The sequence below is a fragment of the Sulfitobacter sp. EE-36 genome, from assembly GCF_000152605.1.
Taxonomy (GTDB): Bacteria; Pseudomonadota; Alphaproteobacteria; order Rhodobacterales; family Rhodobacteraceae; genus Sulfitobacter; species Sulfitobacter pontiacus.
This window is the reverse complement of sequence record NZ_CH959310.1, coordinates 646656-669407: the sequence shown is the minus strand read 5'-3', so window position 1 is coordinate 669407 and position 22752 is coordinate 646656. Positions and strand designations below refer to the sequence as shown.

Here is a 22752-nt window from a genome sequence, read left to right as displayed (position 1 = left end):
GTCTTTCAGCGGCCGGTCACGCCCGGGAAGGCAATGAGAATAGCGAGCGCGAGGATTTGAAGGGCAATGAAGGGCAGGAGAGAGCGAAAGATCTCTCCCAAAGAGATATCGGGTGGTGTCACCGACTTGAGATAGAAGGCGGCGGGACCAAAGGGCGGCGACAGGAAGCTGACCTGCATGTTCATTGCGAAGACCACACCGAACCACACAGGATCAAGACCAAGATCGCGAATGATCGGGACAAAGATCGGCATGGTCAGCAACGCAATCCCTACCCAGTCCAGAAACATCCCAAGGACAAAGAGGATCGCCATCATGAACAAGACAATCACAGTTGGATTGTCGGACACGCCGGTGATCAGGTTAGAGACAAAGGTGATGCCGCCCATCAGGTTAAAGACCCCGACCAGTGCCGAGGCACCGATCCCGATCCAGACGATCATCCCGACGGTCGCGAGGGTCCGCTTGGCCGCGCCCACCATCAGTTCTGTGGTGAATTCGCCACGGATCATCGTGGACAGGGTCACGCCGATCACCCCGATGGCAGAGGCTTCGGTGACCGAGGCAATGCCGCCATAGATCGACCCCAGCACAAAGATCACCACCATGATTGGCAAGATCAACCCTTTGAGCAGACGCATCTTCTCGGCTGTCGAGGTCTCGTCCGGTTCCGGGATCGGGGCGATGTCGGGGTTCATATAGGCCCGCACCAGCACGTAGATGATATAGAAGCTTGCCAGCATCAGACCGGGCAGGAAGGACGCGGTGAACAGATCCCCGATGGAGACGGACGCCGTCAGACCATAGATGATCAAGACGATGGACGGGGGCACCATTGTCCCCAACGCCCCGCCCGCGCAGCATACGCCGATGGCCAAACGCCGGTCATAGCCAAGCCGCAACATCTGGGGTAGCGCCAGCAGACCCAGCAGCACCACCTCGCCCCCGATGATGCCAGACATGGCGGCCAGCACCACGGCGACCAGCAAAGTCTGGATCGCGATGCCGCCCCGCAGACGGCCACCGACCACGCGCATGGCGTCGAACAGATCGCGTGCAATGCCCGACCGATCAAGGATCGCGGCCATCAATACGAACATCGGTACGGACACGAAGACGAAGGAATTGACGAAGCTGAAGATGCGGCTGGTGATCAACGGCACGGCCATTGGCCCGAACCAGCCAAGCGCAAAGATCAGCGCCACGAGCAGGGTCACGAAAGCCAGTGGCATGCCGGTGATCAGCAGCAGGAACAAGGTGACGAACATCGCCCCTGTCGCCACTTCGATCCCCATGGCTTTAAAGTCGAACAGCGCTGTGAGAAGGTCCATCACCGGTCCTGTTTTGTCATGTAGTTCCAAGCAAGCACAGCGAACTGCACGGCCATGACCACGAGAATTGTAAAGAGAAAGATCTTAAGCATCCCCGGCGTGGGCGGATCCCATGCGCTGCCGCTGCTTTCCAGCCGGATCGCGCCGGTTGGCGTCCAGACCGCCCGCACAAGGCTTTGCCATGCGGCCCAGCCGAAGAAGGCTGTCGCCACGAGGCAGACCAGCGAAATCACCACATTGAAAACGCGCCGCCACGGGGCTGACAGGTAATCGTAGATCAGGACCACACGGATATGCGCATCCCGCGATACCACATAGAGCCCACCGTAAACAAAGGCGGTGGCGTTCAGAAAGATCACCGTCTCATGCGCCCAGATCGTGGGGGCGTCAAAGACATAGCGCAAGACCACCTCGATCCCGAGGATCGCGGCAGAGGCGAGGATCGCAAAGGCAAAAAGGATGCCGATCCGGTCGATGCCGCGCCCTAGCAGCCCGGCCTCCGGGATCGCCCCCTTGGGTGCGTCAATATCCACTGGTGCGCTGGCCGCGACGTTGGGATCTGTCCTGTCTTGCATATGCCCCTCCCGAGCGTTCACCCCTCCGGTCTGTCCGGAAGGGTGCTGGTGCTTCGGCGCTTATTGCAGCAACCCGTTTTTTTCGAGATAGGCCGTCAGCGTGTCATAGACCTTGCGCGATGCGTCGGATGCTTCGGCCGCCTTCTCCCATTCGGTCTTGGCGAAGGCGCGGAATTTCGCACGCTCTTCATCGGACCAATTGTGCACGGTGATATCGGCGTTGGCTTCGGCTTCTTTTACCGCGGCCATGTCACGTTCGGCCAAGGTCGACACCTGGAGTTGCCGGAAGTCTTTTACGGACTCCACCAAGGCGCTTTGGATATCCTCGGGCATCGAATCCCATACCCCTTTGTTGATCGACACCTCGACCAGCGGCATGGAGTGGAAGCCGGGATATACAGGATGGTTCGCCACGTCATGCATGCCCTGCGCGTGGTTGGTCGAGAAAACGGTATAATCCGCCGCGTCGATCACGCCCTTGTCAAGCGAGGTGAACACCTCGGAGCCAGGCAAGTTGACCGGAGACGCGCCAGCCGCGGCAAAGACTTTCTGCACCATGCCTTCGGGGGCGCGCATTTTCAGCCCCTTCAGATCGTCCACACCGTCCAGCGGCACCTTCGACAAAAACGCCTCGAGGCCGGGGGTCGTCGCGCCGATGAAATGCAAACCGTAGGGTTCAAGCATTTCGTTCATCAGCTCATTGCCGCCGCCGTTCTCCATAAAGTCGAACATCTGCTGCGGGTCTGACCATGCCCCGACCGGATTGGCAATCAGACCAAACGCCGGCTCTTTCCCTGCGAAGTAAGAAGTGTCGGTAACGTGGCCATCGATAATGCCAGCCGCCACGGCATCCTGAGATTCAGTATGGGCGACGATTGTTTCGACGGGCAGCAGATCGACCTCGACGCGGCCGTCGGTTTTGGCGGCGACGTCTTTTGCCCATTCTTGCTGGAGCAAGAAGTTGGCGTTGCCTGCCGGATCAGATGACTGGAACTTGAGCGAAAATTCTTGTGCAGCAGCGGCACCGGCCAGCCCGGCGCTGACAAGTGCGGTTGCGGCCAGAAGCCTAGCGGTAAAGCGCATGTGTTTATCCTCCCTAAAAAGTCGTGACCGTAAACGGTGACGATGGGCGGACGCTAATGACAGCGCTGTCATCTGTCAACTATTCCCAAAGACCTGTGCACGTGATAGGTTTTATCACATGGAAAAGAACACTAAATACAAGCGGGTTACGTTGAATGAAGTCGCGGCAGAGGCCGGTGTCAGCGCTATCACGGTATCGCGGACGATTCGTGCCCCCGACATGGTCTCGGCCGGTGTGCGAAAGAAGGTTCAGGCTGCGATCGAACTGCTTGGGTATGTACCGGATCAAGCCGCTTCGGCGCTTGCGTCCGAGCGGACAAATGTGGTGGGTCTGCTGGTCCCATCGTTGACCAACGCGGTGTTTTCTGACGTCTTGCGCGGTGTTTACGATGTGATCGACGGGTCAGGCTTATCGGTGCAAATCGGTAATTTCCGCTATAGCCCTAGCAAGGAAGAAAACCTTTTGCGTACCTTCCTGCGTCAGCGCCCTGCGGGGCTGATTGTGGCAGGGATCGACCAAACCGACGCCGCACGGACCCTGCTCAAGTCCGCCCCCTGTCCCGTTGTGCAGATTATGGACGTGTCGGACTCTCCGATTGATCTCATGATCGGGTTCTCGCACTACGATGGTGCGGTCGAAGGCACGCGGCACTTGATTGATGCGGGGTATAAAAAGCCCGGATTTCTGGGCGCGCGAATGGACCCGCGCTCGCAGGCGCGGCTTGCGGGTTTCACAGCCGAAGCGCAGGCGCGCGGGGTGTATGACCCGATTCGCGTGATTACGACGACCCACCCGTCCTCGGTGGGTATGGGCGGGCAACTGCTGAGCGATCTTCTTGCGCAAGCGCCAGACACCGATGCTGTGTTCTGCAATAACGACGACCTCGCCGCCGGCGCGCTGTTCGAGGCCGAACGCCGTCGCATCAACGTCCCCAACGATCTGGGTATCTGCGGCTTCAACGACCTTGAAATGTCGCGGCACCTGAACCCGGGCATTACCTCTGTCGCGACGCCGCGCTACGAGGTCGGCGCAGGGGCAATGACCCTGCTTCGGGACGCAATCGCTGACCGCGCGACCATCCAAACGCCGCATATCCGGCTCGGCGTGGAACTGATAAAGCGCGGATCGACAAGGCGGGGATACCCTCGCGAATAGCACGAGATCGGGCAGGGGGGCGCTGCCCCCGTCGCGCAGGCGCGACTCCCCCGGAGTTTTCAGGGCAAAATGAAGAGGTCAGATAACCTTGATCACGTCTTTGTCGATGGCCAGCATATAGCCGCGCCGCGCGATATTCTTGACCAGCAGTTCCGACACGATCTGGTTGCCCAATGTATCGCGCAGACGTTTGATGCGCGTGGCCCCTGCTGCTTCGTCGCAGTCAGCGGCGATCCGGCCCGAGATCATGCCCTCGATCTCGGAGCCTGAGAGCACGTCGTCATCCATGCGCGCTTCGGCAAGGACCGACATCGTTTCCATCGCGGCGGCGGTCAGTTTGAAGCCGAGGTTGTTGAGATAGACGGTGTTTTCCTCGCGGCTGATCAGGAGCGAGTTTACTTGTATCCCCACCCGTTCGATCTGCGCCATGCGGCGGTTGAAGCCCACGAGCATGATCAGGAACACCAGCGCCGCGACCAGCATGGCCGTCGCAAAGACCAGCAGCACGATGATCACGATCCGGTAGCTCGACAGGGTTTCGGAAAACGCGGTGCCCGATTGTGCGAGAATTTCAAGCAGTTTGATTTCAGCCTGAGTAGTCAGATCGTCGTTCTCGACAAAGATGCGTTCAACCTGCGCGTTAAAGGCATTGGCGTCGGGCAAGGCCCATAGCAACAGCCCTGCGCCGATCAGAATGATCGCCACGACGGCCGCGATACCACCGCCGACAAAACGCCCGCCCGTGCGGCGCATCTCAGAAGCGGAGGAAATTTGGTCCGGCACTCGCTTTCCTTTGGTTTAGGCCATCCTTGCCAAAGACAGAGACGATCGTCAGCAACGTCCAGCCATGTGCAGCCAGCCGGTCCGTCAATTGGGCCTGCGCCGAGGCACGGCTGCAGTCACCGGATACCTGCGCCACACCATAATGCAGGCGCAAGGGGTTTTCCTGTTTTGCCTTGTAATCGGCAAAACATTCCGCCGCTTGGGCAGAGGGGGCGGAGAGGGCCAGAAGCCCCGCAGCAGCCAGGGAAAGGAGGATGTGTTTCATGACGATCAGACTGCGCCTATCCGGGCGGATATTCAATATCCATTGGGTCTGTACCGCTTTGTTATTCGATAACAGGGGGGTGTTATTGCCTGTCTGAGGGGGGTGCGGCCAGTTTGATCCCACGGCCTCGCTCTTGATGGCTTTGCATGGGGTGCTTCCCATGTTGCCCCCAACCGAAAGGATCAGACAATGCGCTTTACATTGCACCATAAATTCATCGCCTCGATTGCAGCCGCAGCCGTCGCTATCACCGCCCTTACCGCTGCCCCCGCCGCCGCGGGCGACCGCAACAGGGATCTGGCGAAAATCGCGGTCGGTGTTCTGGGCGTGGCCATTGTTGGCAAGATCATTCACGACAAGAACAAGCGCGACGAGGAACGCGCACGGCAGGAAGTGTCAAAGCACCGCCATGCGCCAAACACTGTGTACCGCGCCCCACGCCCTCCACGGGCCGAGCGCGTGCCCGTCTACCGCGCGCCGCAATCGCGCCATCGGGTAGAGCCGCGTCCGCTGCCCAAGGGCTACAAGCACAAGCAGCATCGCACCCATGCCAACGCCAAGCTGCTGCCCAAACAGTGTTTCCAGAGCTTCGACACGCGTCGCGGTCAGGTGCTGATGTTCGGCCGCCGCTGTCTTGAGAATAATTTCCGTCATGCCAACCGTCTGCCGCAGCAATGCGCGCAGCAGATCCGGACCCATCGGGGCACCCGCTATGGGTATGACGCCCGCTGCCTGCGCGGCGCGGGATACAGTTTGGCGCGCGGTTAATCTCAGCGTGCCATTACCGGGGGCATTTCGATGCTCTCGGGTGGGGAAGGGAGGGATGTTCGGGCATCCCTCCCTTTCTTATGTGCTGTGGATATCTTTTGCGATTGTGACATCGCAGTCTTCGCAAGGTCACAATTCGCTTGGGCGGGGCTTGAGCTTTGGTGCGGGTTGGGGTTTTCACGGGTCATGAAACCAGATTTTGAATTTGAACGGGCCGCCCATGCGCGCGGCTTTGAGCGGGTCGCCGGCGTGGACGAGGTGGGGCGCGGGCCCTTGGCGGGGCCGGTCACTGCTGCTGCCGTGGTGCTGGACCCGGATCGCATTCCCGAGGGGCTGAACGATTCAAAAAAGCTGACCAAAACTGCGCGAGAACGCCTGTATGAAGAGCTTTTGCAGGTTGCGGATGTCAGCGTTGCCCATGCCTCGGTCGAAGAGATTGAAGAGCTTAACATCCTGAGGGCGAGCCACCTTGCCATGCTGCGCGCGCTGGAGGGGCTGAAGACCCCCGCCGATTATGCGTTGATCGACGGCAATATGATCCCGCGCGATCTGACCTTGCCTGCCGAAACCGTGGTCAAGGGAGACGCCCGGTCGCAGTCGATTTCCGCGGCCTCAATTGCGGCCAAAATATGTCGAGATTGTGTCATGTTGTCCTTGGCGCAACAGCACCCCGGATATGGCTGGGAAACCAACATGGGATACGGGTCGAAAAAGCACATGGAGGCGTTGCAAAAAATTGGTGTGACCCCACACCATAGACGTTTGTTCAAGCCCGTACACAACATGTTGTATCAAGATAAATAACTAACCACTTGATTCAAAAAAGAAATTGACCAGGAATCGTCTGTCGGGGCATCTTGTGGATAACCAAGAGCACACAATGTGCCGGGCAAGAGGCAGCTATTATGAAGACGATGACCAAGGGTGCGGCAGCACTCCCTTTAAACACGATCATTTCTGGCGACTGTATCGAAGCGATGAATGCGCTTCCGGCAGAGTCGGTGGACCTTATCTTTGCAGATCCCCCCTATAACCTGCAGTTGCGTGGCGACTTGCATCGTCCCGACAATTCAAAGGTGGATGCGGTCGATGATGCGTGGGACCAGTTTTCCAGCTTTGCCGTCTATGACAAGTTTACCCGCGAATGGCTGAAAGCCGCGCGACGTCTGCTGAAACCCAATGGCGCGATCTGGGTCATTGGCAGCTATCACAATATTTTCCGCGTCGGTGCCGCATTGCAGGATGCGGGTTTCTGGATCTTGAACGACGTGGTGTGGCGCAAGTCGAACCCGATGCCGAACTTTCGCGGCAAGCGCTTTACCAATGCGCATGAAACCATGATCTGGGCCGGCAAGGACGAGAATTCCAAATACACCTTCAACTACGAAGCGTTGAAAGCGCTGAACGAAGGTATCCAGATGCGCAGTGATTGGGTGCTGCCGATCTGCACCGGCCACGAACGTCTGAAGGACGAGATGGGCGATAAAGCGCATCCGACGCAAAAGCCCGAAAGCCTGTTGCACCGTATCCTTGTGGGGTCGACCAACCCCGGTGATGTCGTGCTTGATCCGTTCTTTGGCACAGGCACCACAGGTGCAGTTGCCAAGATGCTGGGCCGCGACTTTATTGGGATCGAACGGGAAGAAGCGTATCGCAAGGTTGCCGAAAAGCGGATCAAATCCGTACGCAAGTTCGATAAGGAAGCGTTGCAGACCACCACCTCGAAACGCGCCGAGCCGCGCGTGCCGTTTGGCCAGCTGGTTGAACGTGGCATGCTGCGCCCGGGCGAAGAGCTTTATTCCCTGAACGGCCGGTATTCCGCCAAGGTTCGTGCCGATGGCACGCTTGTCGGGAACGAGGTCAAAGGATCGATCCACCAAGTCGGTGCGGCTTATGAGAAAGCGCCAAGCTGCAATGGTTGGACATATTGGTGCTACAAGAAAGACGGCAAACGCGTGCCGATCGATATCTTGCGCCAGCAGATCCGGGCAGAGATGGCCAACTAGGCCTCTCCCCACTTTCACACCCTATTTACGAACACCGCCGGTGTCCTTGCCGCCTCATGAGAAGGCGTGCCCATAAGGACACTCACCTTGGCCCCGCCTTTCATTGGCGGGGTCTTTTTCGTTTCAGGCGGTCAGGAAGGTTCAGCGATGTTCAGCGGGGATAGGGGGTCTTGCCCGCGTTATACTCGGCCCAGTCCGTGATCTCGGGGTAGTAGGTCCGGCGCCATTCCCGCACCCGCGGGTTCATCACACGCCGCCAGACCCAGGGCATCATCGCGGCCATTGTCATGACGGGGTAACCATAGGGCAGCTGCGGCGCTTCTGCGTCGCCATAGGTTTGCAGCACGGGAAACCGCCGGTCGGGTTTAAAGTGGTGGTCGGAATGGCGTTGCAGATTGATCAGCAGCCAGTTTGACGCCATATGCGCCGCGTTCCACGAATGACGCGGCTGGACGTGTTCGTATTTGCCGTCACCCACATGTTTGCGCGTCAGACCGTAGTGTTCGATGTAATTCACCAGCTCGAGCTGCCAGATCGCCACGCCCGCTTGCAGCAGGAACAGGCCCAGCCCGACCCAGCCGCCAAGGACCACGGCGAGGATCAGGCAGCCTGCTTGCAGCGCCCCATATTTGAAAAACGGGTTGCTCGGGTCGGACCAGGATTTGCCCTTGCGTGCCAGCATCGCTTTTTCGGCCTGAAAGCTGGACACCAGCGACTGCCGCAGCACGCGCGGGTAAAAGCGGTGGAACCCTTCGTTATAGCGTGCGGTCACCGGATCGCGCGGGGTGGCGACATAGCGGTGGTGCACCAGCAGATGTTCAGACCGGAAGTGCGAATACAGCACCATCGCCAGCAGCGCATCGGCCCAGAAGCGTTCGCGTCTATTGCGTTGGTGCATTAGTTCGTGGCCGTAGTTGATCCCGATGGTGCCCGTCATGACGCCGACGCCGAAGAAGACGGCGGCTTTCTCCCAGCCGGACAGATGGGCGGCCTGTGGCACGTACCATAGCAACCCGAACAGCGTGAGACACTGCACCGGCATCCACGCGGTCGTGATCATGCGATACCAGAACAGGTCGTGGTCTGATGCGTCCGGATCGGCGTTATCAAGGTTCAGCCCCGCGATCGCGTCGATGATCGAAAACAGATACCATGTGACCAGCGGCATCAAGATCACGGTCCAGCCGCCGACGGTGGCGGATATCCAGACCAGCGGGATCAGCGCAAAGGACAGGGCAAAAGGCAGCGCACGCCGGAACTGCGACAGCTGGTCGGTGCTTATGTTTGTGGTGGGTGAGGTCATGCTGCACGGCCTTTTCGGGTTATCTGGCCCAAAGGGATCGGGCACAGCTTTGGCTGCGATAAACTATGCCGCGCCGCCGCTAACGTAGCAAGTCATAGGCTTTGCGCATCACCGTGGGCAGGTCCGACGGGCGGAAATCATCCCGCACGACAAAGTGTCCGCGTGCTGGCGCCGTGTCCTCCGGTAAGGGCGCGTGCATGACGGTCAGCATCAGGTGAAAATGCGTGAACGTGTGCCGCACCTCCCCCGCAAGGGGCTGCCAGTCGGCGGGGGCAGGCGGTGTGCCTGCGGGGCGCGGGCCGTCTGCCTCGATCCAGTCTGTGCCGGGCCAACCGAGCATACCGCCGAGCAGCCCTTTGTCGGGGCGTGTCTCAAGCAGCCAGGCACCATCCGCGCGCTGCCCCAGATAGACCGTGCCATGCCGGATCGGCTTCGGCTTCTTCGGGGTCTTTTTGGGCAGCTCGGCCGCCGTGCCATTGCGGCGGGCAAGGCAGGGATCGCGCCACGGACAAATGCCGCAGGCGGGGGATTTGGGGGTGCAGATCGTGGCCCCCAGATCCATCACCGCTTGGGCGTAATCTCCGGGACGGGTGGTTGGGGTCAGCGCCTGAGCACGTGCCATGAGGTCGGGCTTGGCGGCAGGCAGGGGGGTGTGGATGTCATAAAGCCGGGCCATCACCCGTTCGACATTGCCATCCAGCACCGTGAAGGGCAGATCAAACGCGATAGAGGATACGGCCGCAGCGGTATAAGGGCCAATCCCCGGCAGCTTCAGCAAGGCCGCGTGGTCGGCGGGGAAGTGGCCGTCATGATCGGCCACCACAGCGCGGGCGCATTTCAGCAGATTGCGGGCACGGGCGTAATAGCCCAGTCCGGCCCATTCTCCCATCACATCCGCATCCGCAGCAGCTGCCAGATCAGCGACCGTCGGCCAACGCGCGGTGAACCGCTGGAAATAGTCGCGCACGGTTGCGACGGTGGTTTGTTGCAGCATCACCTCGCTTAGCCAGGTGCGGTAGGGATCGGGGCGCACGCCCGCCGCCCGCGCCGCTGGCGGCACGCGCCAAGGCATCGCGCGCGCATGGACATCGTACCATTCCAGAAGGATCAGCGGGAGGTCGCCGGAGGGGTCGGTGTCACGCAATGTTTATAACCTTTTCGGTTGGGTATGGCTGGTGATACGAGGCGGGATCGCTATGTTGTGGCTAGTCATTCGGGAAAGATAGTCATGGCGCCACGGCGTACCAGTACAAAAGGGTTCAAAAGGACGGATAGCCTGCTTTCGGCCAAGATCCGTCAGGCGAGCGAGACTCGCGGCTTTGCCCAATCCCGTCTGTTGACCCAATGGGCCGAAATCGTCGGTCAGGACGTCGCGGCCATCTCGCGTCCTGTTGAGGTCAGCTATGGCCGGGGCGGTATGGGGGCAACGCTGACCTTGCTGACGACAGGGGCAAATGCGCCCATGCTGGAGATGCAGAAGGAACAGCTGCGCGCCAAGGTGAACGCCATCTACGGGTTCAACGCGATTGCGCGGGTGCGGGTGACCCAGACGGCTGCCACCGGCTTTGCCGAAGGCCAGGTCGCTTTTGCGCCGCAACCCAAGACCCATCCCGAACCGCCGAACGACCCCGTCTTGCAACAGCGTGCTGCCGAAACCGTCAGCCCTGTCGCGAACGAGGCCCTGCGCGATGCACTTGCACGTCTGGGCGAGAACATATTGAACAAGACCAAACGCTGAAAAAGGAAATCACATGAAACCGACATTCCCCATCCTTGCGGCTGTTGCCGTAGCTGCCGCAGGTGGCTGGTACGCTTTCAGCGGTACAAATGCCGTGAACAGCACACCGATCAACCCGCTGGTCAGCGCGGCCAACGCGCAGTCAGCCCACACGGCAGAGGCAGATGCGCCTGCTGCAACCACCGAAATTCAGGACATGACATTGGGCAACCCCGATTCAGCGGTCCAGATCATCGAATACGCATCCTACACCTGCCCGCACTGCGCCGCCTTTGACCAAGGCCCGTTCCAGCAGCTCAAGGCGGATTACATCGACAACGACAAAATCGGCTTCACCTACCGCGAGGTCTATTTTGACCGCTACGGCCTTTGGGCGTCGATGGTGTCGCGCTGCGGTGGCGAGGATAAATTCTTTGGCATTACCGACATGATCTATGCCGGTCAGTCCGAATGGGTCCGCGCCGGAGAGCCTGCCGCGATCGTCGAAGAGCTGCGCAAAATCGGCCGTCTGGCCGGGCTCGACAACGCTGAACTGGACGCCTGTCTGCAAGACGGTGAAAAAGCACAGTCGCTGGTCGCATGGTGGGAAGAAAACCAGAAGGCGGATGACATCAACAGCACGCCAAGCTTCATCATCAACGGCAAGAAATACTCCAACATGCCCTATGCCGAGATGAAAGAGATCATCGACGCAGCGCTGGAAGAATAATGGCGGCCCCGCTGGCAGGGCTCAAGGTTATTGAGCTGGCACGGATTCTGGCGGGCCCTTGGGCCGGTCAGACGCTTTCGGATCTCGGCTGCGAGGTGATCAAGGTCGAAAGCCCGGCGGGCGACGACACCCGCCAGTGGGGGCCTCCGTTCATCGAGCGCGGGGAAGATAAATCCGCGTCGTATTTCCACTCGGCCAACCGGGGCAAAGCCTCGGTTGTTGTCGATCTGACCACCGATGAAGGTCAGGCCAAGATGAAAGAGCTTTTGGCCGATGCCGACATCTTGATCGAGAATTTCAAAACCGGCGGGCTTGCCAAATACGGGATGGATTACGCCAGCCTGTCCAAGCAGTTCCCCAAGCTGATCTATTGTTCGATCACCGGTTTCGGGCAAGACGGCCCCTATGCGCATCGCGCGGGCTATGATTTCATCATCCAAGGCATGTCCGGCCTAATGTCGATCACGGGTGAACCCGACCGTCAGCCGCAGAAACACGGCATGGCGATCACCGATATCTTTACCGGCGTCTATGCCACCACGGCCATTCTGGCAGCGGTACACCAGCGCAGCCAGACCGGCGTGGGCCAGCATATTGATATGGCATTGCTGGATTGCGCTGTTGCGGTGACGGGCAATCAGGCGATGAACTATCTGACCACGGGCAATGCGCCGACGCGGATGGGCAATGCACACCCGAACCTGACCCCCTACGAGGTGTTCACATCCTCTGACGGGCATCTGATCATCGCCACGGGCAATGATGGGCAGTTCCAGCGGCTGTGCCGGATGCTGGGGCTGGATGATATGGCAACCTCGGCAGACTATGCCAAGAACGCCGACCGCGTCGCCAACCGGCCCGAGATGATCCGCCGTCTGAACGGGGCTACCAGCCAACGCACCCGCGACGATCTGCTCGCCGCCTGCGAGGCAGAGGGCGTGCCAGCCGGTCCGATCAACGACATGGCCGATATGTTCGAAGACCCCCAAGTCATCGCGCGCGGCATGAAGGTCGAACTGGACGGGGTGCCGGGCATCCGGTCGCCGTTCAAATTCTCGGGCGCTGAACTGGCTTTGCATCGCGCCGCGCCAAAGCTGGGGCAGGACGACTAGGTTCGCCCCGACATGCCGCCCGGGCTTCGCTGGAAGCTCTGGCGGTTATGCCGGTTTCGGCAGTTGATCCAGCGCGGCAAATAGCGCGTTTTCAGGATCGAACTTCAGTCGCACGGGCAGGGTTATCACCTTCATTCTGAAAGACGCGGGCAGACGCACCGCGTCTTTTTCTGTTGTGACCAGCTGTGCGCCGCGCAGGGCGGCATCCGCCTCTAGCCGTCCCATCAGCGCAGGGTTCAGCGGCTGGTGATCCTCCAGCGCTTCGGCGTGGACAATCTCTGCCCCCAGATCGCGCAGGGTGGCAAAAAACTTCTCGGGGTGCCCGATCCCTGCAAATGCCAGCGCGCGGGTGTCGGACCAATCCATCCCCGTTTGCAGGGGGGCGAGTTCGGCGCGCACATGCGGCAGCCCGTCGGGCAGGTTGGTCGCGTCAAACTGCGCCTGATCTGCAGCGCCACCGATGGACAGCACGATATCCGCCCGCGCCAGACCCGTAGCAACGGGTTCACGCAAGGGGCCCGCAGGCAGGCACAGCCCGTTGCCAAATCCCTTGGCCGCATCCACCACCACAATCGATAGGTCCTGATGCAGCGCGGGGTTCTGGAAGCCGTCGTCCATCACAATCACCGAGGCCCCCGCTTCCGCCGCGGCCTGCGCCCCCGCTGCGCGATCCTGCGCAACCCATACATCGGCAAAGGCGGCCAGCAGCAGCGGTTCATCCCCCACCTGCGCGGCGGTGTGGCGCGACGGATCAACCTGCACCGGCCCCTTCAGTGTGCCGCCGTAACCGCGCGACACCACATGGGGCGTGTGATACCTGTCGCGCAGGTGTTCGACGACAGCCATGACCGTTGGCGTCTTGCCCGTGCCCCCGGCGTTGATGTTGCCGACGCAGACCACCGGAATATCCAGACGCAGCGGCGTGCCCGCCGCCAGCCTGCGGGCAGTGGCACGCGCATAAAGCGCGCCCAGAGGTTGCAACAGGCGCGCGCGCCAATCGGGCGTGGGACGGTGCCAAAAGGCGGGGGCGCGTTTCATGATGTGGTCTCTCGCTGGTCAAGCGTTTCTTGTACAAGGTCGATCACCTTGTCGGTGACGGCTGCACCGCGGCTGATCACATCCCACCCCGCCTGCGCCATCGTCGCTGCCTGATCTGGCGCGATCAGCCGGTTCACGGCGGTACCAAGCGCTGTGGCATCATTCACGATCCGCGCGGCTCCTTCGGCAGCCAGCCGGGTATAAAGCGGCAGATACCGCCGGACTTTCGGCCCGTACAGCACAGCCGATCCCAGGGCCGCGGCCTCGAACGGATCACAGCCACCGCTGCCGTTGATCAGGGAGTTGCCCAGAAAGGACACAGGGGCCAGCCGGTAGAACAAGCCGATCTCTGCCGGATCGTCGGCGATCATCACCTGGGTCGAGGCGTCGGGATAGCCCGCGTCGCCCCATCGCAGCACGCGAAAGTTCTGATCCTCCATCCGCTGCGCGAAAACATCGGCCTGCTTGGGGTCGGCGGGCGCGAGGATCAGCAACAGCCGGTGTGACAGACGGAGCCCTTGGCGGTGCGCGGTGAGCACGGTGTTCAGCTCACCCTCGAGCACCTGATTGGCGAACCAGATCGGGCGGCCCACGACCGCAGCCGACAGATCGGCCAGATCGGAATCCATACAAGGCAACACGCGGCCACCGGCCTGAAGGGCGGGGGTCAGCTCTATGTCCTTGCGGGCGAGCCCAAGCCGGACAAGCCGCTGCATCCCTGCCTCCGACCGCGTCATGATCGCCGAGAAATGCATCAGCAGATCGCGGGTCAGATCGCGCAGCCACCGGTCGCGCCTCCCGTCAAAGCCGTCGCTGTCGGCATCGATCAGGAACATCGGGCAGGCCTGTGTGGTCATCTCTGCAATCATATTCGGGTGCAGACGCCCCCATGCCCAGACACAGGCGTCGGGCTGCCAGTAATCGATAAACGTCTTGGCAAGCGTGGGGTGGTCCTCGGGCAGAGTATTGATCAGCACGTCGGCTTCGCTACACGGCGGCAGGTCCACCGGCACCAAGGCTTGGGGAACGGTGATCAGAACACTCAGCCCCGGACGGCTCCGGCACAGACGAATGGCCAGATCCTGTATCGCGAACAAGCTGCCGGGTTCGGGGGCGTGGCACCAGACCAGCTCTCCGGTGGGGCGCTTGGCCACGGGGGTGAATGGCGGCACGCCCCCGCGACCGGTAAAGGCGCGATAGGCCGACAGCCCAAGCGACCGCGCCATAAGAGTTTACCCCAGCTCTTCGGTAGAGGAAGCCGCAGCCTCTTCGTCGCGCAGACGGTGCAGATGCGCGATGAAATACCGCATATGCGCATTATCCACCGTGCGCTGTGCCTCGTTTTTCCAGGCGTCATAGGCGCTGGCGTAGTTCGGAAAAATCCCGACGACATGGATGTCATCGACGTTTTTGAACGCGGTACCGGTGGGCGAAATCAGTTCGCCCCCAAAGACGAGGTGCAAGCGTTGGGTCATATCGCGGTCCTTTGTTTTCAAACAGATGGCCTTGGGGGCAATCTAAGGGGTGGCTTGGGTCTGGGCAAGGCCGCTTAGCAGCGCCGCATGGACGGCATCGCCCCCCGCGACGACACCGTTCAGGCGTGGATCGGGGTTGTTGAACCGCAGGGGTTGCCCTGTGCGGTCGGTGCATTGCCCGCCTGCTTCGGTGACAATCAGCGCCCCTGCGGCGATGTCCCATTCCCAGCTTTTGCGCAATGTGACCATGCCGTCAAAACGACCCTGACCCACCAGCCCCAGCCGATAGGCCAGCGACGGACGGTGCGCGCGTTTGAAGCCGGGGTCGCCCTTGGTCCAATGCTGCATTTCCATCACCGGTTTCGTGGCCAGCACGGTCGCCTCGGGCAATGTGGCGATGTCGGAGACAGAGATGCTTTGCCCGTTCAGGGTCGCACCGGCCCCCGCCGCCGCGGCATAGAGCCGGTCGAGCATGGGCAGGAACACCACCGCCGCCGTGATCCTCCCGTCGCGCGCAATAGCAAGGGAATGGGACCAGGTGTCGGACCCTTCGATAAAGCTGCGTGTGCCGTCAATCGGGTCGACGATGAACAGATCACGCTGCCCCAGCCGCCGTGTACCGTCGTCGCTTTCCTCGGACAGCCAGCCATATTCCGGGCGTGCCGCCGTCAGCGTCTGGTGCAGCATCGCGTTCACCGCAAGGTCAGCCTCGGTCACCGGACCGGCATCATCGGGCTTGTCCCAACGCTGCGCGGTTTTGCCAGTGAAAGAGGTCGCAATCTCGCCCGAGCGGCGTGCGGCCTCGATCAAAAGGGAGAGGTCATCAAGCGCCGGCAAGGGTCATTCCCGAGACAAGAAGCGACGGCACAACGCGGCTCAGATGCGCGCGCGCATCATTGGCCGGTACGATCGATTGCAGCATTTCACGCAGATTGCCCGCGATGGTACATTCGTTGATTGCGTGGGTGATCTCGCCGTTTTCGATCCACAGACCGGACGCCCCGCGAGAGTAGTCGCCGGTGTTGGGGTTGATGGTCGACCCGATCATCGACGTCACCAAAAGACCTGTGCCCATATCACGGATCAGGTCTGCACGGGTGGCATTGCCCTGGGACAGCGCGATATTCCATGTGGCCGGACCGGGGTTCGATCCGGTGCCGCGTGCGGCATTTCCGGTCGGGGTCAGCCCCAGCTTGCGCGCGGTTGCCAGATCAAGGGTCCAGCCCTGCAACGTCCCGTCGTCCACAATGGTGCGGCGCGACGTGGGCAGCCCTTCACCATCGAACGGGCGCGAACCTGCGACGCGGGGGCGAAACGGGTCTTCGATCAGGGACATGCCCTTTGGCAGCACCTGTTCGCCCATAGCGTCGCGCAGCCACGAGGCACCGCGTGCAATCGCCGTGCCGCTGATCGCAGACAGAAGATGCCCGATCAACGCCGAGGAAATGCGTTCGTCAAACAATACCGGATAGGCCCCCGTGGGCGGTTTGCGAGCACCCATGCGTTCAAGAACGCGCTCACCGGCTTTGGTGCCGATGTCTTCAGGGCTGCGCAGGTCGGTCTGGAAGATGCGGCTGTCGCCGTCATAGTCCCGCTCCATCCCTGTGCCGCTGCCGGCGATTGCAACGCAGGACAGCCCGCGGTCGGTACGGCGGTATCCGCCTTCGAACCCGTTGCTGGCCGCCATAAACACCTGTTGCGCGCCATAGCCCGCACCCGCGGACTGCACCTGACTGACACCTTTGATGGCCAGCCCTGCGGCCTCGGCGCGGGCGGCGTCATCCTGCAGCGCTTCGGGCGAAGGCTCGGGCGCGGGGTCGTAAAGCTCAAGCGCCTCGACATCCCAATCCGTCGCCAACTGGTCGGGATCGGCAAGGCCGATGTAGGGATCTTCGGGGGCCTCCTTCGCCATTGCCACCGCGCGGATCGCCATTTCCTCGATCGTACGGTCCGATGTGTCGGAAGCAGAGACATTGGCAGAGCGTTGCCCGACAAAAACCCGCAGCCCGATATCGACGCCCTCGGCCCGTTCGGCCTGTTCCAGCACCCCGCCACGCACATCCACGTTCACCGACGTGCCGCGCACGGCCATCGCATCAGCACTATCCGCACCCGCTTGACGGGCGGCATGCAGCAACGACTTGGTCAGCGCCTCAATGGATTGCGACATGGGGGGATACTCCTTGAATGGGTGAAAGACTGCTAGCGCCCCTGCCGCAGCTGTGCAAGGGACGCCAGTCGCTGGAGGGCCGTGGCCGCGAAGGGTTACTTGATCCGCTGCCCATTGGCGAGGATTTGCCCGTCGCGGGTAAATTCGAGCTTGGATTTCAGCGTATCCTCCTCACCCTCGGCCGGGACGGTGAACATGCCCATCATCATACGCGCACCCATCGCCATCTGCGCAGGCAGCAAGCCCGAGGACACCAGCGTATCGATCAAGGTGTTCCCGCCCACCAGCTTGAGGTCAACAGCGCCCGACGGCTTGAGCGCCGTGGGGTCTTTCTCGTCATGCTCGAACGTGACCGCGCCATTGCCGGTCAGCTTGGCCCCCAGTGCATCCACGATCAGCGCATTCAGGTTCACGCTATCCAGCTGTGCTGGCACCTGTCCGGTCTCGGCCATTCTGGTCGCGGCCTCGGGGTCAAAGTAATCCATCAACAGCCGCGCCTTGCCGGATACATCCAGCGACAGGTTGGCCGGATCGCGGGGCAGGGTGCCTTGCGGGTTGATCATGCCCCAGACCATATCTGACATGGTGAACCCTTCGAGGTTCAGCCCAAGGGCCACGTCCTGCGCATCGTCGGTCTTGAGCACCGGCGCGCTCAGGTTGAACGCCGCATTATCGAGGCCGAAGGACAGAAGGAAAGGAAACTGCTGCGGCTGCACTGACAGCGCCATGCCTTGACGCGAACCGGCATAGCTCATGCCGTCGGCGCTGGTTTCAACCGTCAAACGCCCCCCTTCAGAGGCGACAGCGGCAGACATATTGCCATTCTCGGGATCTTCGATGTCGACCGTCATGGTGCTGTTGCCGCTGGTGAACGTGCCCGCGCCGGTCATACCTGCCCGCAGCATGGCGGCCATATCACTGGCCTGCGCGATACCCAGTGGCAACCGCCCGTCGCCGTCGAACGTCATATCCGTCGAGGTGCCGTTGATCGTCGCGATGGCGGGCTCTTTGGGATCTTTGAACCGCATGTCAAAAGTCATCGACGCAATGGACCCGTCCTGCGCATAGGCGCGCATATCGTCCAGCACCGATTTAGAGGCGTATTCGACGTTGTTCAGCACCACATTCAGCGCCGCGTTGTCGGGGCCGAAGGTCTCGTCGCCCACTGTCATCTGATCCAGCGTCAAGCCTAGAAGACCGGCAGCATAGGCGCTGCTCAGGTCGGTCGGCGTCCCGCTCACGCGCATGTCCTGGCCAGTCTGGTTCACGGTTAGCGCTGCGCGCACGCGGTCTTCATCCGGGTCGGTCGGGGTGATTTCGAACACCAAGGGCATTGCGTCGGGCATGACCACCGACACGGTGCCATCGTCGTTTTGCACAAGGCTCAGCTGTTCAAGCGACATCGATATCTGGCCCAGATCAGGCTCGCTCGTCAGATCAAAGCGGACATTGCTCACCGCGAGCGTATCCCCGGATACCTTTTCGGTGGCCGTCAGCGCATAGCCCATGCTTTGCATGTGGTCCTGCCAGTCACGCCACACATCCTGCGGCGTCACATCCGCCAAAGCGCTGGACGAGGTGAAAAGAACTGAAAGGGCGGCACTGCCGAAGAGAGGGCGGATCATGAAAAATTCCTTTGTCGCAAATCGCGGGCGGCTATCCGGTGACAGCGCGGTTGCGCTAAAGGTAAGCGCCCGACGCCACCTTACAAGGCAAAGCGACCCGCGCCAATCTGCGATGTTCCGCCCGCGGGGGCGCTTTTGATTGGCGCTGGCCGATGTTGTTGCTAACGATGTCACCAAACGCCGTGTACGGCAGGCCCGATGCGGGGCTTATTGATGACAAAGGGAATTATACGATGGATATGACAGGTAAAACCGTGATGATCACCGGTGCCAGCCGCGGGATCGGGGCCGAAGCGGCACGGGTTTTTGCAGACGCAGGGGCGAATGTCGTGCTGATGGCGCGGTCTCAGGACGCGATTGCCGATCTGGCGGGCGAAATCGGCAAGCAAGCCATCGCGATCCCCTGCAACGTGGCGCGTTTCGGTGAGATGTCCTCGGCGGTGGAAACGGTGCTGGGGGCCTTTGGCGGCGTCGATGTGCTGATCAACAACGCCGGTGTGATCGAACCGATCTCGCATCTTTCCGCGTCGGACCCTGACGAATGGTCGCAGGTCATCGATATCAACCTCAAGGGCGTCTACAACGGCATGCGCGCTGTCTTGCCCGTGATGAAAGACGCAGGCGGCGGGTCGATCCTGACCATCAGCTCGGGTGCCGCGCATCACGCCATCGAAGCCTGGAGCCACTATTGCGCGTCCAAAGCGGCGGTGAACATGATGGGCCGGTCGATCCACCTGGAGGAAGCCGCGAACGGGATCCGCGCCATCGGCCTGTCGCCGGGCACGGTCGCAACCCAGATGCAGCGCGAGATCAAGGCAAGCGGCATCAACCCCGTCAGCGAACTGGCATGGGAAGATCACATTCCCGCCGATTGGCCCGCGCGGGCCCTATTGTGGATGTGCAGCGCCGAGGCCGACACATACTGTGGCGAGGAAATCTCGCTGCGCGACGAGGGCATCCGCAAAGCGATTGGTCTGGTATGATCGATTTCGACCGCGAAGGCCCTGTCTGGGTCGCGACGATCAACCGGCCGGACAAGGCGAATTCTCTCACCCACGAGATGCTGGTCGCCCTGGCCGAGTTCATGGAGGACGCCCAAGCCGCCCGCGCGGTGATCCTGACGGGTACTGGCAAAGTGTTCAGTGCTGGTGCCGATCTGGACGAGGCGCGCGCGGGGCTCGCTGTCTCTGACATATGGGAGCGGCTGTCGGGCGCGATTGCCGCGCTGCCGGGGCTGAGCATCTGCGCGCTGAACGGGACGCTGGCGGGGGGCGCTATGGGGATGGCGCTGGCCAGCGATCTGCGGATCTGCGTGCCCGGGGCCAAATTTTTCTATCCGGTGATGAAGCTGGGGTTCTTGCCGCAACCCAGCGACCCCGCACGTATGGCAGCCTTGATCGGCCCTGCACGCAGCAAGCTTATTCTGATGGGCGGGCAGAAGATCACCGCCGAAGAGGCACTAACGTTCGGCTTGGTCGATCGTATTGTGCCAGCCGACGAGCTTTTGCAAAGCGCACGCGATATCGTTGCCGATACCGTTGCCGCCACGCCCGAAATTGCCACTGGGATCAAAGCGATGTGCGCCCCGCCCGAAACCCCTGCCGAAATGCCCTAGGTCAGGCGGTTAGATGAACGGGACAAAGGGCACGCCGCAGCTTGCCAGCAGTGTAAGGCCCGAGATGATTAAAATGATGCGCATATTCTGCCCTCTTATTGGAATAAGCACGATCGTCGTGCATTTGGTTTAAGGTCAAGTTAATGGTGCCGCTGTAACTCACAGCTATATCCTTAACCCGAATGGAAGAGCACGTCATGACATCAGAAAATTTGCCCGCCCGCCGCGGGGTTGTCATCGGCGCGGGGCCTGCAGGGCTGATAGCGGCCGAAATGATGGCCGCGGCAGGCTTGGCTGTGACGGTCTGCGATCATAAGCCATCCGTCGGGCGCAAGCTGTTGATGGCGGGTAAATCGGGTCTCAATATTACCAAGGCCGAAGAACACGCCAAATTCCTGAACGCTTTTTCGACGGCAAAAGAACCGCTTGAACCCATTCTTAACAGTTTCGATGCTGCGGCGGTGCAGGAATGGGCCAAGGGATTGGGGCAAACCCTGTTTACCGGCTCTACCGGGCGGGTTTTCCCGACCGTGATGAAGGCGTCGCCGCTGCTGCGTGCGTGGCTGGCGCGGCTGGCCGATGCGGGGGTTGTGGTGAACACCCGTTGGCGTTGGACCGGATGGGAAGACGGCGCGCCGGTGTTCGATACGCCAGAAGGCATGAAAGGCTTGCCGGCCGATGTCACTGTGCTGGCCATGGGTGGGGCAAGCTGGTCACGCTTGGGGTCCACCGGCGCTTGGGCCTTGCCGCTGCGCGACGCCGGCGTCGATATCGCGCCTTTTGCGCCTGCCAATGCAGGAATCGCGATGAACTGGTCGCCGCATATGGAGGCGCATTTCGGCTCGGCGCTGAAAGGGATCGGCTTGAAATCAGGCACCTACCGATCCCGGGGGGAGGCTGTTATTTCCGCCCGCGGATTGGAAGGCGGCGGGATCTATAGCGTGTCGCGCGGGCTGCGTGAAGGGCATCCGCTGATGCTGGACCTGCTGCCGGACCAATCCCGCGAGGCGCTGGTCGAAAAGCTGGCTAAGCCACGTGGCAAGATGAGCGTGGCAAACTATCTGCGCAAAACGCTCAAACTGGATGTGGCCAAAATTGCGCTGCTACAGGAAATGGCGCGCCCCTTGCCGGCGAACGCGACTGACTTGGCGAGGTTGCTTAAAGCGCTGCCGGTGAAACACGCAGGCCTGCGCCCGCTGGACGAGGCGATTTCAACCGCAGGCGGGGTAAAGCTTGATGCGCTGGATGACGGGTTGATGCTACACGCCCGCCCCGGCGTTTTCGTTGCAGGCGAAATGCTGGATTGGGAGGCCCCGACGGGCGGGTATCTGATCTCGGCCTGTCTTGCGACAGGCCGATGGGCCGGCCAACACGCTGCCGCTTGGGCGCAGCGGGATTAACCTTCGCGGGTGGCGGCGGCCTTGAACGCGGGGCGGTCACGCATGGACTTGGCCCAATTTCCCAGCTTGTCATCCACCCGCGCAAATCCCGCGCCGATGGACCAGTTGATGCAATGGGTCGCCAGCAAATCCGGTATGGTGACTTCCTCCCCCATCAGGAACGGCCCGTCCAACCTGTCTGACAGGATCGCAGCGGAGCGGGCGAATTCGGCTTTCAGGCTATCCTTGATCTCGGGGACGCGCTGTTCCTGCGGGAAAACAAAGCTGTGTTTCGCCGCAGCCCAAAGGATCGCATCCATTTCGTCGATCAGCCAGAAGGTCAACGCATCCTGATGCGCACGGGCCGCCGTGCCAGGGGGGGCGGTCAGCGCGCCGTGCTTGTCCGCCAGATACTGCATGATCGCGACAGAATCGGTCAGCACGTCGTCGCCGTCCACAAGTGCGGGAATTTTGCCGGACGGGTTGTATTGCTTGGCCTCGTCCGAACGCGGCCCACATGGGACGTGGTCATAGGGCTGGCCCAATTCCTCAAGCATCCACATTACCCGCATCGCCCGCGATTTGGTTGCCCCGATTACCTTATACATCGACATTCCCTCC

The 22752-nt window shown here is 61.2% G+C and carries 24 protein-coding genes; 10 read left to right on the top strand and 14 right to left on the bottom strand.

Features of this window, described 5'->3' with window-relative positions:
- Positions 1–5 precede the first annotated feature (5 nt).
- Genes EE36_RS05880 through EE36_RS05870 form a run of 3 tightly spaced genes read right to left on the bottom strand, consistent with a single transcriptional unit; the run spans position 6 to position 2989 of the window.
- Complete coding sequence (locus EE36_RS05880) at positions 6–1331, bottom strand: TRAP transporter large permease subunit (protein WP_005850423.1); 1326 nt, start codon at positions 1329–1331, stop codon at positions 6–8.
- Complete coding sequence (locus tag EE36_RS05875; RefSeq protein ID WP_039911660.1) at positions 1331–1906, bottom strand: TRAP transporter small permease subunit; 576 nt, start codon at positions 1904–1906, stop codon at positions 1331–1333. Before EE36_RS05875 ends, EE36_RS05880 begins: the two co-directional genes overlap by 1 nt.
- A gap of 60 nt (positions 1907–1966) precedes the next feature.
- Positions 1967–2989 (bottom strand): TRAP transporter substrate-binding protein, encoded by a 1023-nt coding sequence (locus tag EE36_RS05870; protein WP_005850419.1) that lies wholly within the window; start codon positions 2987–2989, stop codon positions 1967–1969.
- Positions 2990–3107: 118 nt separating this feature from the next.
- On the opposite strand from EE36_RS05870, the gene EE36_RS05865 reads away from it, so the two are divergent.
- The gene (locus EE36_RS05865; RefSeq protein ID WP_005850417.1) at positions 3108–4145 is read left to right on the top strand and encodes a LacI family DNA-binding transcriptional regulator; all 1038 of its coding nucleotides are present in this window, start codon (positions 3108–3110) and stop codon (positions 4143–4145) included.
- A 78-nt stretch (positions 4146–4223) separates the two neighbouring features.
- Here the strand turns inward: EE36_RS05865 and EE36_RS05860 are convergent, their stop codons facing one another.
- A complete protein-coding gene (locus EE36_RS05860) occupies positions 4224–4928 on the bottom strand; it encodes a hypothetical protein (RefSeq protein ID WP_254655546.1) in 705 nt (234 codons plus the stop codon).
- The gene (locus EE36_RS05855) at positions 4900–5193 is read right to left on the bottom strand and encodes a hypothetical protein (RefSeq protein WP_005850413.1); all 294 of its coding nucleotides are present in this window, start codon (positions 5191–5193) and stop codon (positions 4900–4902) included. The genes EE36_RS05860 and EE36_RS05855 overlap by 29 nt, the downstream gene beginning before the upstream one ends.
- Positions 5194–5382: 189 nt before the next feature.
- Here EE36_RS05855 and EE36_RS05850 point away from each other — a divergent pair, with 189 nt between their 5' ends.
- From EE36_RS05850 to EE36_RS05840, 3 genes are all read left to right on the top strand, one after another.
- The gene (locus tag EE36_RS05850; RefSeq protein ID WP_005850412.1) at positions 5383–5961 is read left to right on the top strand and encodes a hypothetical protein; all 579 of its coding nucleotides are present in this window, start codon (positions 5383–5385) and stop codon (positions 5959–5961) included.
- A 186-nt stretch (positions 5962–6147) separates the two neighbouring features.
- Entirely contained in the window at positions 6148–6765 is a 618-nt protein-coding gene (locus EE36_RS05845) for a ribonuclease HII (protein ID WP_039911658.1), read from the top strand.
- Positions 6766–6866: 101 nt separating this feature from the next.
- Complete coding sequence (locus EE36_RS05840) at positions 6867–7967, top strand: site-specific DNA-methyltransferase (protein WP_005850409.1); 1101 nt, start codon at positions 6867–6869, stop codon at positions 7965–7967.
- A gap of 151 nt (positions 7968–8118) precedes the next feature.
- Here the strand turns inward: EE36_RS05840 and EE36_RS05835 are convergent, their stop codons facing one another.
- Both EE36_RS05835 and EE36_RS05830 read right to left on the bottom strand, forming a co-directional pair.
- Positions 8119–9270: an alkane 1-monooxygenase gene (locus tag EE36_RS05835; RefSeq protein WP_005850407.1), complete on the bottom strand. Its 1152-nt coding sequence runs from the start codon at positions 9268–9270 to the stop codon at positions 8119–8121.
- Between the two features lie 79 nt (positions 9271–9349).
- Positions 9350–10414, bottom strand: coding sequence for an A/G-specific adenine glycosylase (locus EE36_RS05830; RefSeq protein WP_005850405.1), 1065 nt, complete (start codon positions 10412–10414; stop codon positions 9350–9352).
- Positions 10415–10498: 84 nt separating this feature from the next.
- On the opposite strand from EE36_RS05830, the gene EE36_RS05825 reads away from it, so the two are divergent.
- Genes EE36_RS05825 through EE36_RS05815 form a run of 3 tightly spaced genes read left to right on the top strand, consistent with a single transcriptional unit; the run spans position 10499 to position 12829 of the window.
- Entirely contained in the window at positions 10499–11008 is a 510-nt protein-coding gene (locus EE36_RS05825) for a DUF721 domain-containing protein (RefSeq protein WP_005850403.1), read from the top strand.
- 13 nt (positions 11009–11021) lie between these two features.
- Complete coding sequence (locus EE36_RS05820; protein ID WP_005850402.1) at positions 11022–11717, top strand: DsbA family protein; 696 nt, start codon at positions 11022–11024, stop codon at positions 11715–11717.
- On the top strand, positions 11717–12829 hold the full coding sequence (locus EE36_RS05815) for a CaiB/BaiF CoA-transferase family protein (protein ID WP_005850400.1): 1113 nt from the start codon (positions 11717–11719) through the stop codon (positions 12827–12829). Before EE36_RS05820 ends, EE36_RS05815 begins: the two co-directional genes overlap by 1 nt.
- A gap of 45 nt (positions 12830–12874) precedes the next feature.
- Here the strand turns inward: EE36_RS05815 and lpxK are convergent, their stop codons facing one another.
- From lpxK to EE36_RS05785, 6 genes are all read right to left on the bottom strand, one after another.
- Positions 12875–13867 (bottom strand): tetraacyldisaccharide 4'-kinase, encoded by a 993-nt coding sequence (lpxK, locus tag EE36_RS05810; RefSeq protein WP_005850399.1) that lies wholly within the window; start codon positions 13865–13867, stop codon positions 12875–12877.
- The gene (locus tag EE36_RS05805; RefSeq protein ID WP_005850397.1) at positions 13864–15093 is read right to left on the bottom strand and encodes a 3-deoxy-D-manno-octulosonic acid transferase; all 1230 of its coding nucleotides are present in this window, start codon (positions 15091–15093) and stop codon (positions 13864–13866) included. Before EE36_RS05805 ends, lpxK begins: the two co-directional genes overlap by 4 nt.
- Positions 15094–15099: 6 nt before the next feature.
- A complete protein-coding gene (locus tag EE36_RS05800) occupies positions 15100–15342 on the bottom strand; it encodes a DUF4170 domain-containing protein (protein WP_005850395.1) in 243 nt (80 codons plus the stop codon).
- 42 nt (positions 15343–15384) lie between these two features.
- The gene (locus tag EE36_RS05795) at positions 15385–16179 is read right to left on the bottom strand and encodes a 3'(2'),5'-bisphosphate nucleotidase CysQ (RefSeq protein WP_005850393.1); all 795 of its coding nucleotides are present in this window, start codon (positions 16177–16179) and stop codon (positions 15385–15387) included.
- A complete protein-coding gene (locus tag EE36_RS05790) occupies positions 16166–17512 on the bottom strand; it encodes a TldD/PmbA family protein (protein ID WP_005850391.1) in 1347 nt (448 codons plus the stop codon). Before EE36_RS05790 ends, EE36_RS05795 begins: the two co-directional genes overlap by 14 nt.
- 95 nt (positions 17513–17607) lie before the next feature.
- Positions 17608–19137, bottom strand: a complete 1530-nt coding sequence (locus tag EE36_RS05785) for a DUF2125 domain-containing protein (RefSeq protein ID WP_005850389.1) — start codon at positions 19135–19137, stop codon at positions 17608–17610.
- A gap of 233 nt (positions 19138–19370) precedes the next feature.
- Between EE36_RS05785 and EE36_RS05780 the strand changes: the two genes are divergently transcribed.
- The 3 genes from EE36_RS05780 to EE36_RS05770 all read left to right on the top strand — a co-directional run bounded on the left by EE36_RS05780 (position 19371) and on the right by EE36_RS05770 (position 22152).
- Positions 19371–20120, top strand: a complete 750-nt coding sequence (locus EE36_RS05780; RefSeq protein ID WP_005850387.1) for an SDR family oxidoreductase — start codon at positions 19371–19373, stop codon at positions 20118–20120.
- Positions 20117–20752, top strand: a complete 636-nt coding sequence (locus tag EE36_RS05775; RefSeq protein ID WP_005850385.1) for an enoyl-CoA hydratase/isomerase family protein — start codon at positions 20117–20119, stop codon at positions 20750–20752. The genes EE36_RS05780 and EE36_RS05775 overlap by 4 nt, the downstream gene beginning before the upstream one ends.
- A 197-nt stretch (positions 20753–20949) precedes the next feature.
- Positions 20950–22152 (top strand): TIGR03862 family flavoprotein, encoded by a 1203-nt coding sequence (locus tag EE36_RS05770; RefSeq protein ID WP_005850381.1) that lies wholly within the window; start codon positions 20950–20952, stop codon positions 22150–22152.
- Here the strand turns inward: EE36_RS05770 and EE36_RS05765 are convergent.
- The gene (locus EE36_RS05765) at positions 22149–22739 is read right to left on the bottom strand and encodes a glutathione S-transferase family protein (protein ID WP_005850379.1); all 591 of its coding nucleotides are present in this window, start codon (positions 22737–22739) and stop codon (positions 22149–22151) included. The two genes, EE36_RS05770 and EE36_RS05765, sit on opposite strands and share 4 nt — an antisense overlap.
- Between the last annotated feature and the right edge of the window lie 13 nt (positions 22740–22752).

Bases quoted from the DNA above. Each gene is read 5' to 3' on its own strand.
- EE36_RS05820 (WP_005850402.1), top strand. From the start codon at position 11,022: ATGAAACCGACATTCCCCATCCTTGCGGCTGTTGCCGTAGCTGCCGCA.
- EE36_RS05855 (WP_005850413.1), bottom strand. From the start codon at position 5,193: ATGAAACACATCCTCCTTTCCCTGGCTGCTGCGGGGCTTCTGGCCCTC.
- EE36_RS05870 (WP_005850419.1), bottom strand. From the start codon at position 2,989: ATGCGCTTTACCGCTAGGCTTCTGGCCGCAACCGCACTTGTCAGCGCC.
- EE36_RS05850 (WP_005850412.1), top strand. From the start codon at position 5,383: ATGCGCTTTACATTGCACCATAAATTCATCGCCTCGATTGCAGCCGCA.
- EE36_RS05780 (WP_005850387.1), top strand. From the start codon at position 19,371: ATGGATATGACAGGTAAAACCGTGATGATCACCGGTGCCAGCCGCGGG.
- EE36_RS05815 (WP_005850400.1), top strand. From the start codon at position 11,717: ATGGCGGCCCCGCTGGCAGGGCTCAAGGTTATTGAGCTGGCACGGATT.
- EE36_RS05775 (WP_005850385.1), top strand. From the start codon at position 20,117: ATGATCGATTTCGACCGCGAAGGCCCTGTCTGGGTCGCGACGATCAAC.
- EE36_RS05875 (WP_039911660.1), bottom strand. From the start codon at position 1,906: ATGCAAGACAGGACAGATCCCAACGTCGCGGCCAGCGCACCAGTGGAT.
- EE36_RS05785 (WP_005850389.1), bottom strand. From the start codon at position 19,137: ATGATCCGCCCTCTCTTCGGCAGTGCCGCCCTTTCAGTTCTTTTCACC.
- EE36_RS05805 (WP_005850397.1), bottom strand. From the start codon at position 15,093: ATGGCGCGGTCGCTTGGGCTGTCGGCCTATCGCGCCTTTACCGGTCGC.
- EE36_RS05790 (WP_005850391.1), bottom strand. From the start codon at position 17,512: ATGTCGCAATCCATTGAGGCGCTGACCAAGTCGTTGCTGCATGCCGCC.
- EE36_RS05880 (WP_005850423.1), bottom strand. From the start codon at position 1,331: ATGGACCTTCTCACAGCGCTGTTCGACTTTAAAGCCATGGGGATCGAA.
- EE36_RS05825 (WP_005850403.1), top strand. From the start codon at position 10,499: ATGGCGCCACGGCGTACCAGTACAAAAGGGTTCAAAAGGACGGATAGC.
- lpxK (WP_005850399.1), bottom strand. From the start codon at position 13,867: ATGAAACGCGCCCCCGCCTTTTGGCACCGTCCCACGCCCGATTGGCGC.
- EE36_RS05835 (WP_005850407.1), bottom strand. From the start codon at position 9,270: ATGACCTCACCCACCACAAACATAAGCACCGACCAGCTGTCGCAGTTC.
- EE36_RS05865 (WP_005850417.1), top strand. From the start codon at position 3,108: ATGGAAAAGAACACTAAATACAAGCGGGTTACGTTGAATGAAGTCGCG.
- EE36_RS05840 (WP_005850409.1), top strand. From the start codon at position 6,867: ATGAAGACGATGACCAAGGGTGCGGCAGCACTCCCTTTAAACACGATC.
- EE36_RS05770 (WP_005850381.1), top strand. From the start codon at position 20,950: ATGACATCAGAAAATTTGCCCGCCCGCCGCGGGGTTGTCATCGGCGCG.
- EE36_RS05800 (WP_005850395.1), bottom strand. From the start codon at position 15,342: ATGACCCAACGCTTGCACCTCGTCTTTGGGGGCGAACTGATTTCGCCC.
- EE36_RS05845 (WP_039911658.1), top strand. From the start codon at position 6,148: ATGAAACCAGATTTTGAATTTGAACGGGCCGCCCATGCGCGCGGCTTT.
- EE36_RS05765 (WP_005850379.1), bottom strand. From the start codon at position 22,739: ATGTATAAGGTAATCGGGGCAACCAAATCGCGGGCGATGCGGGTAATG.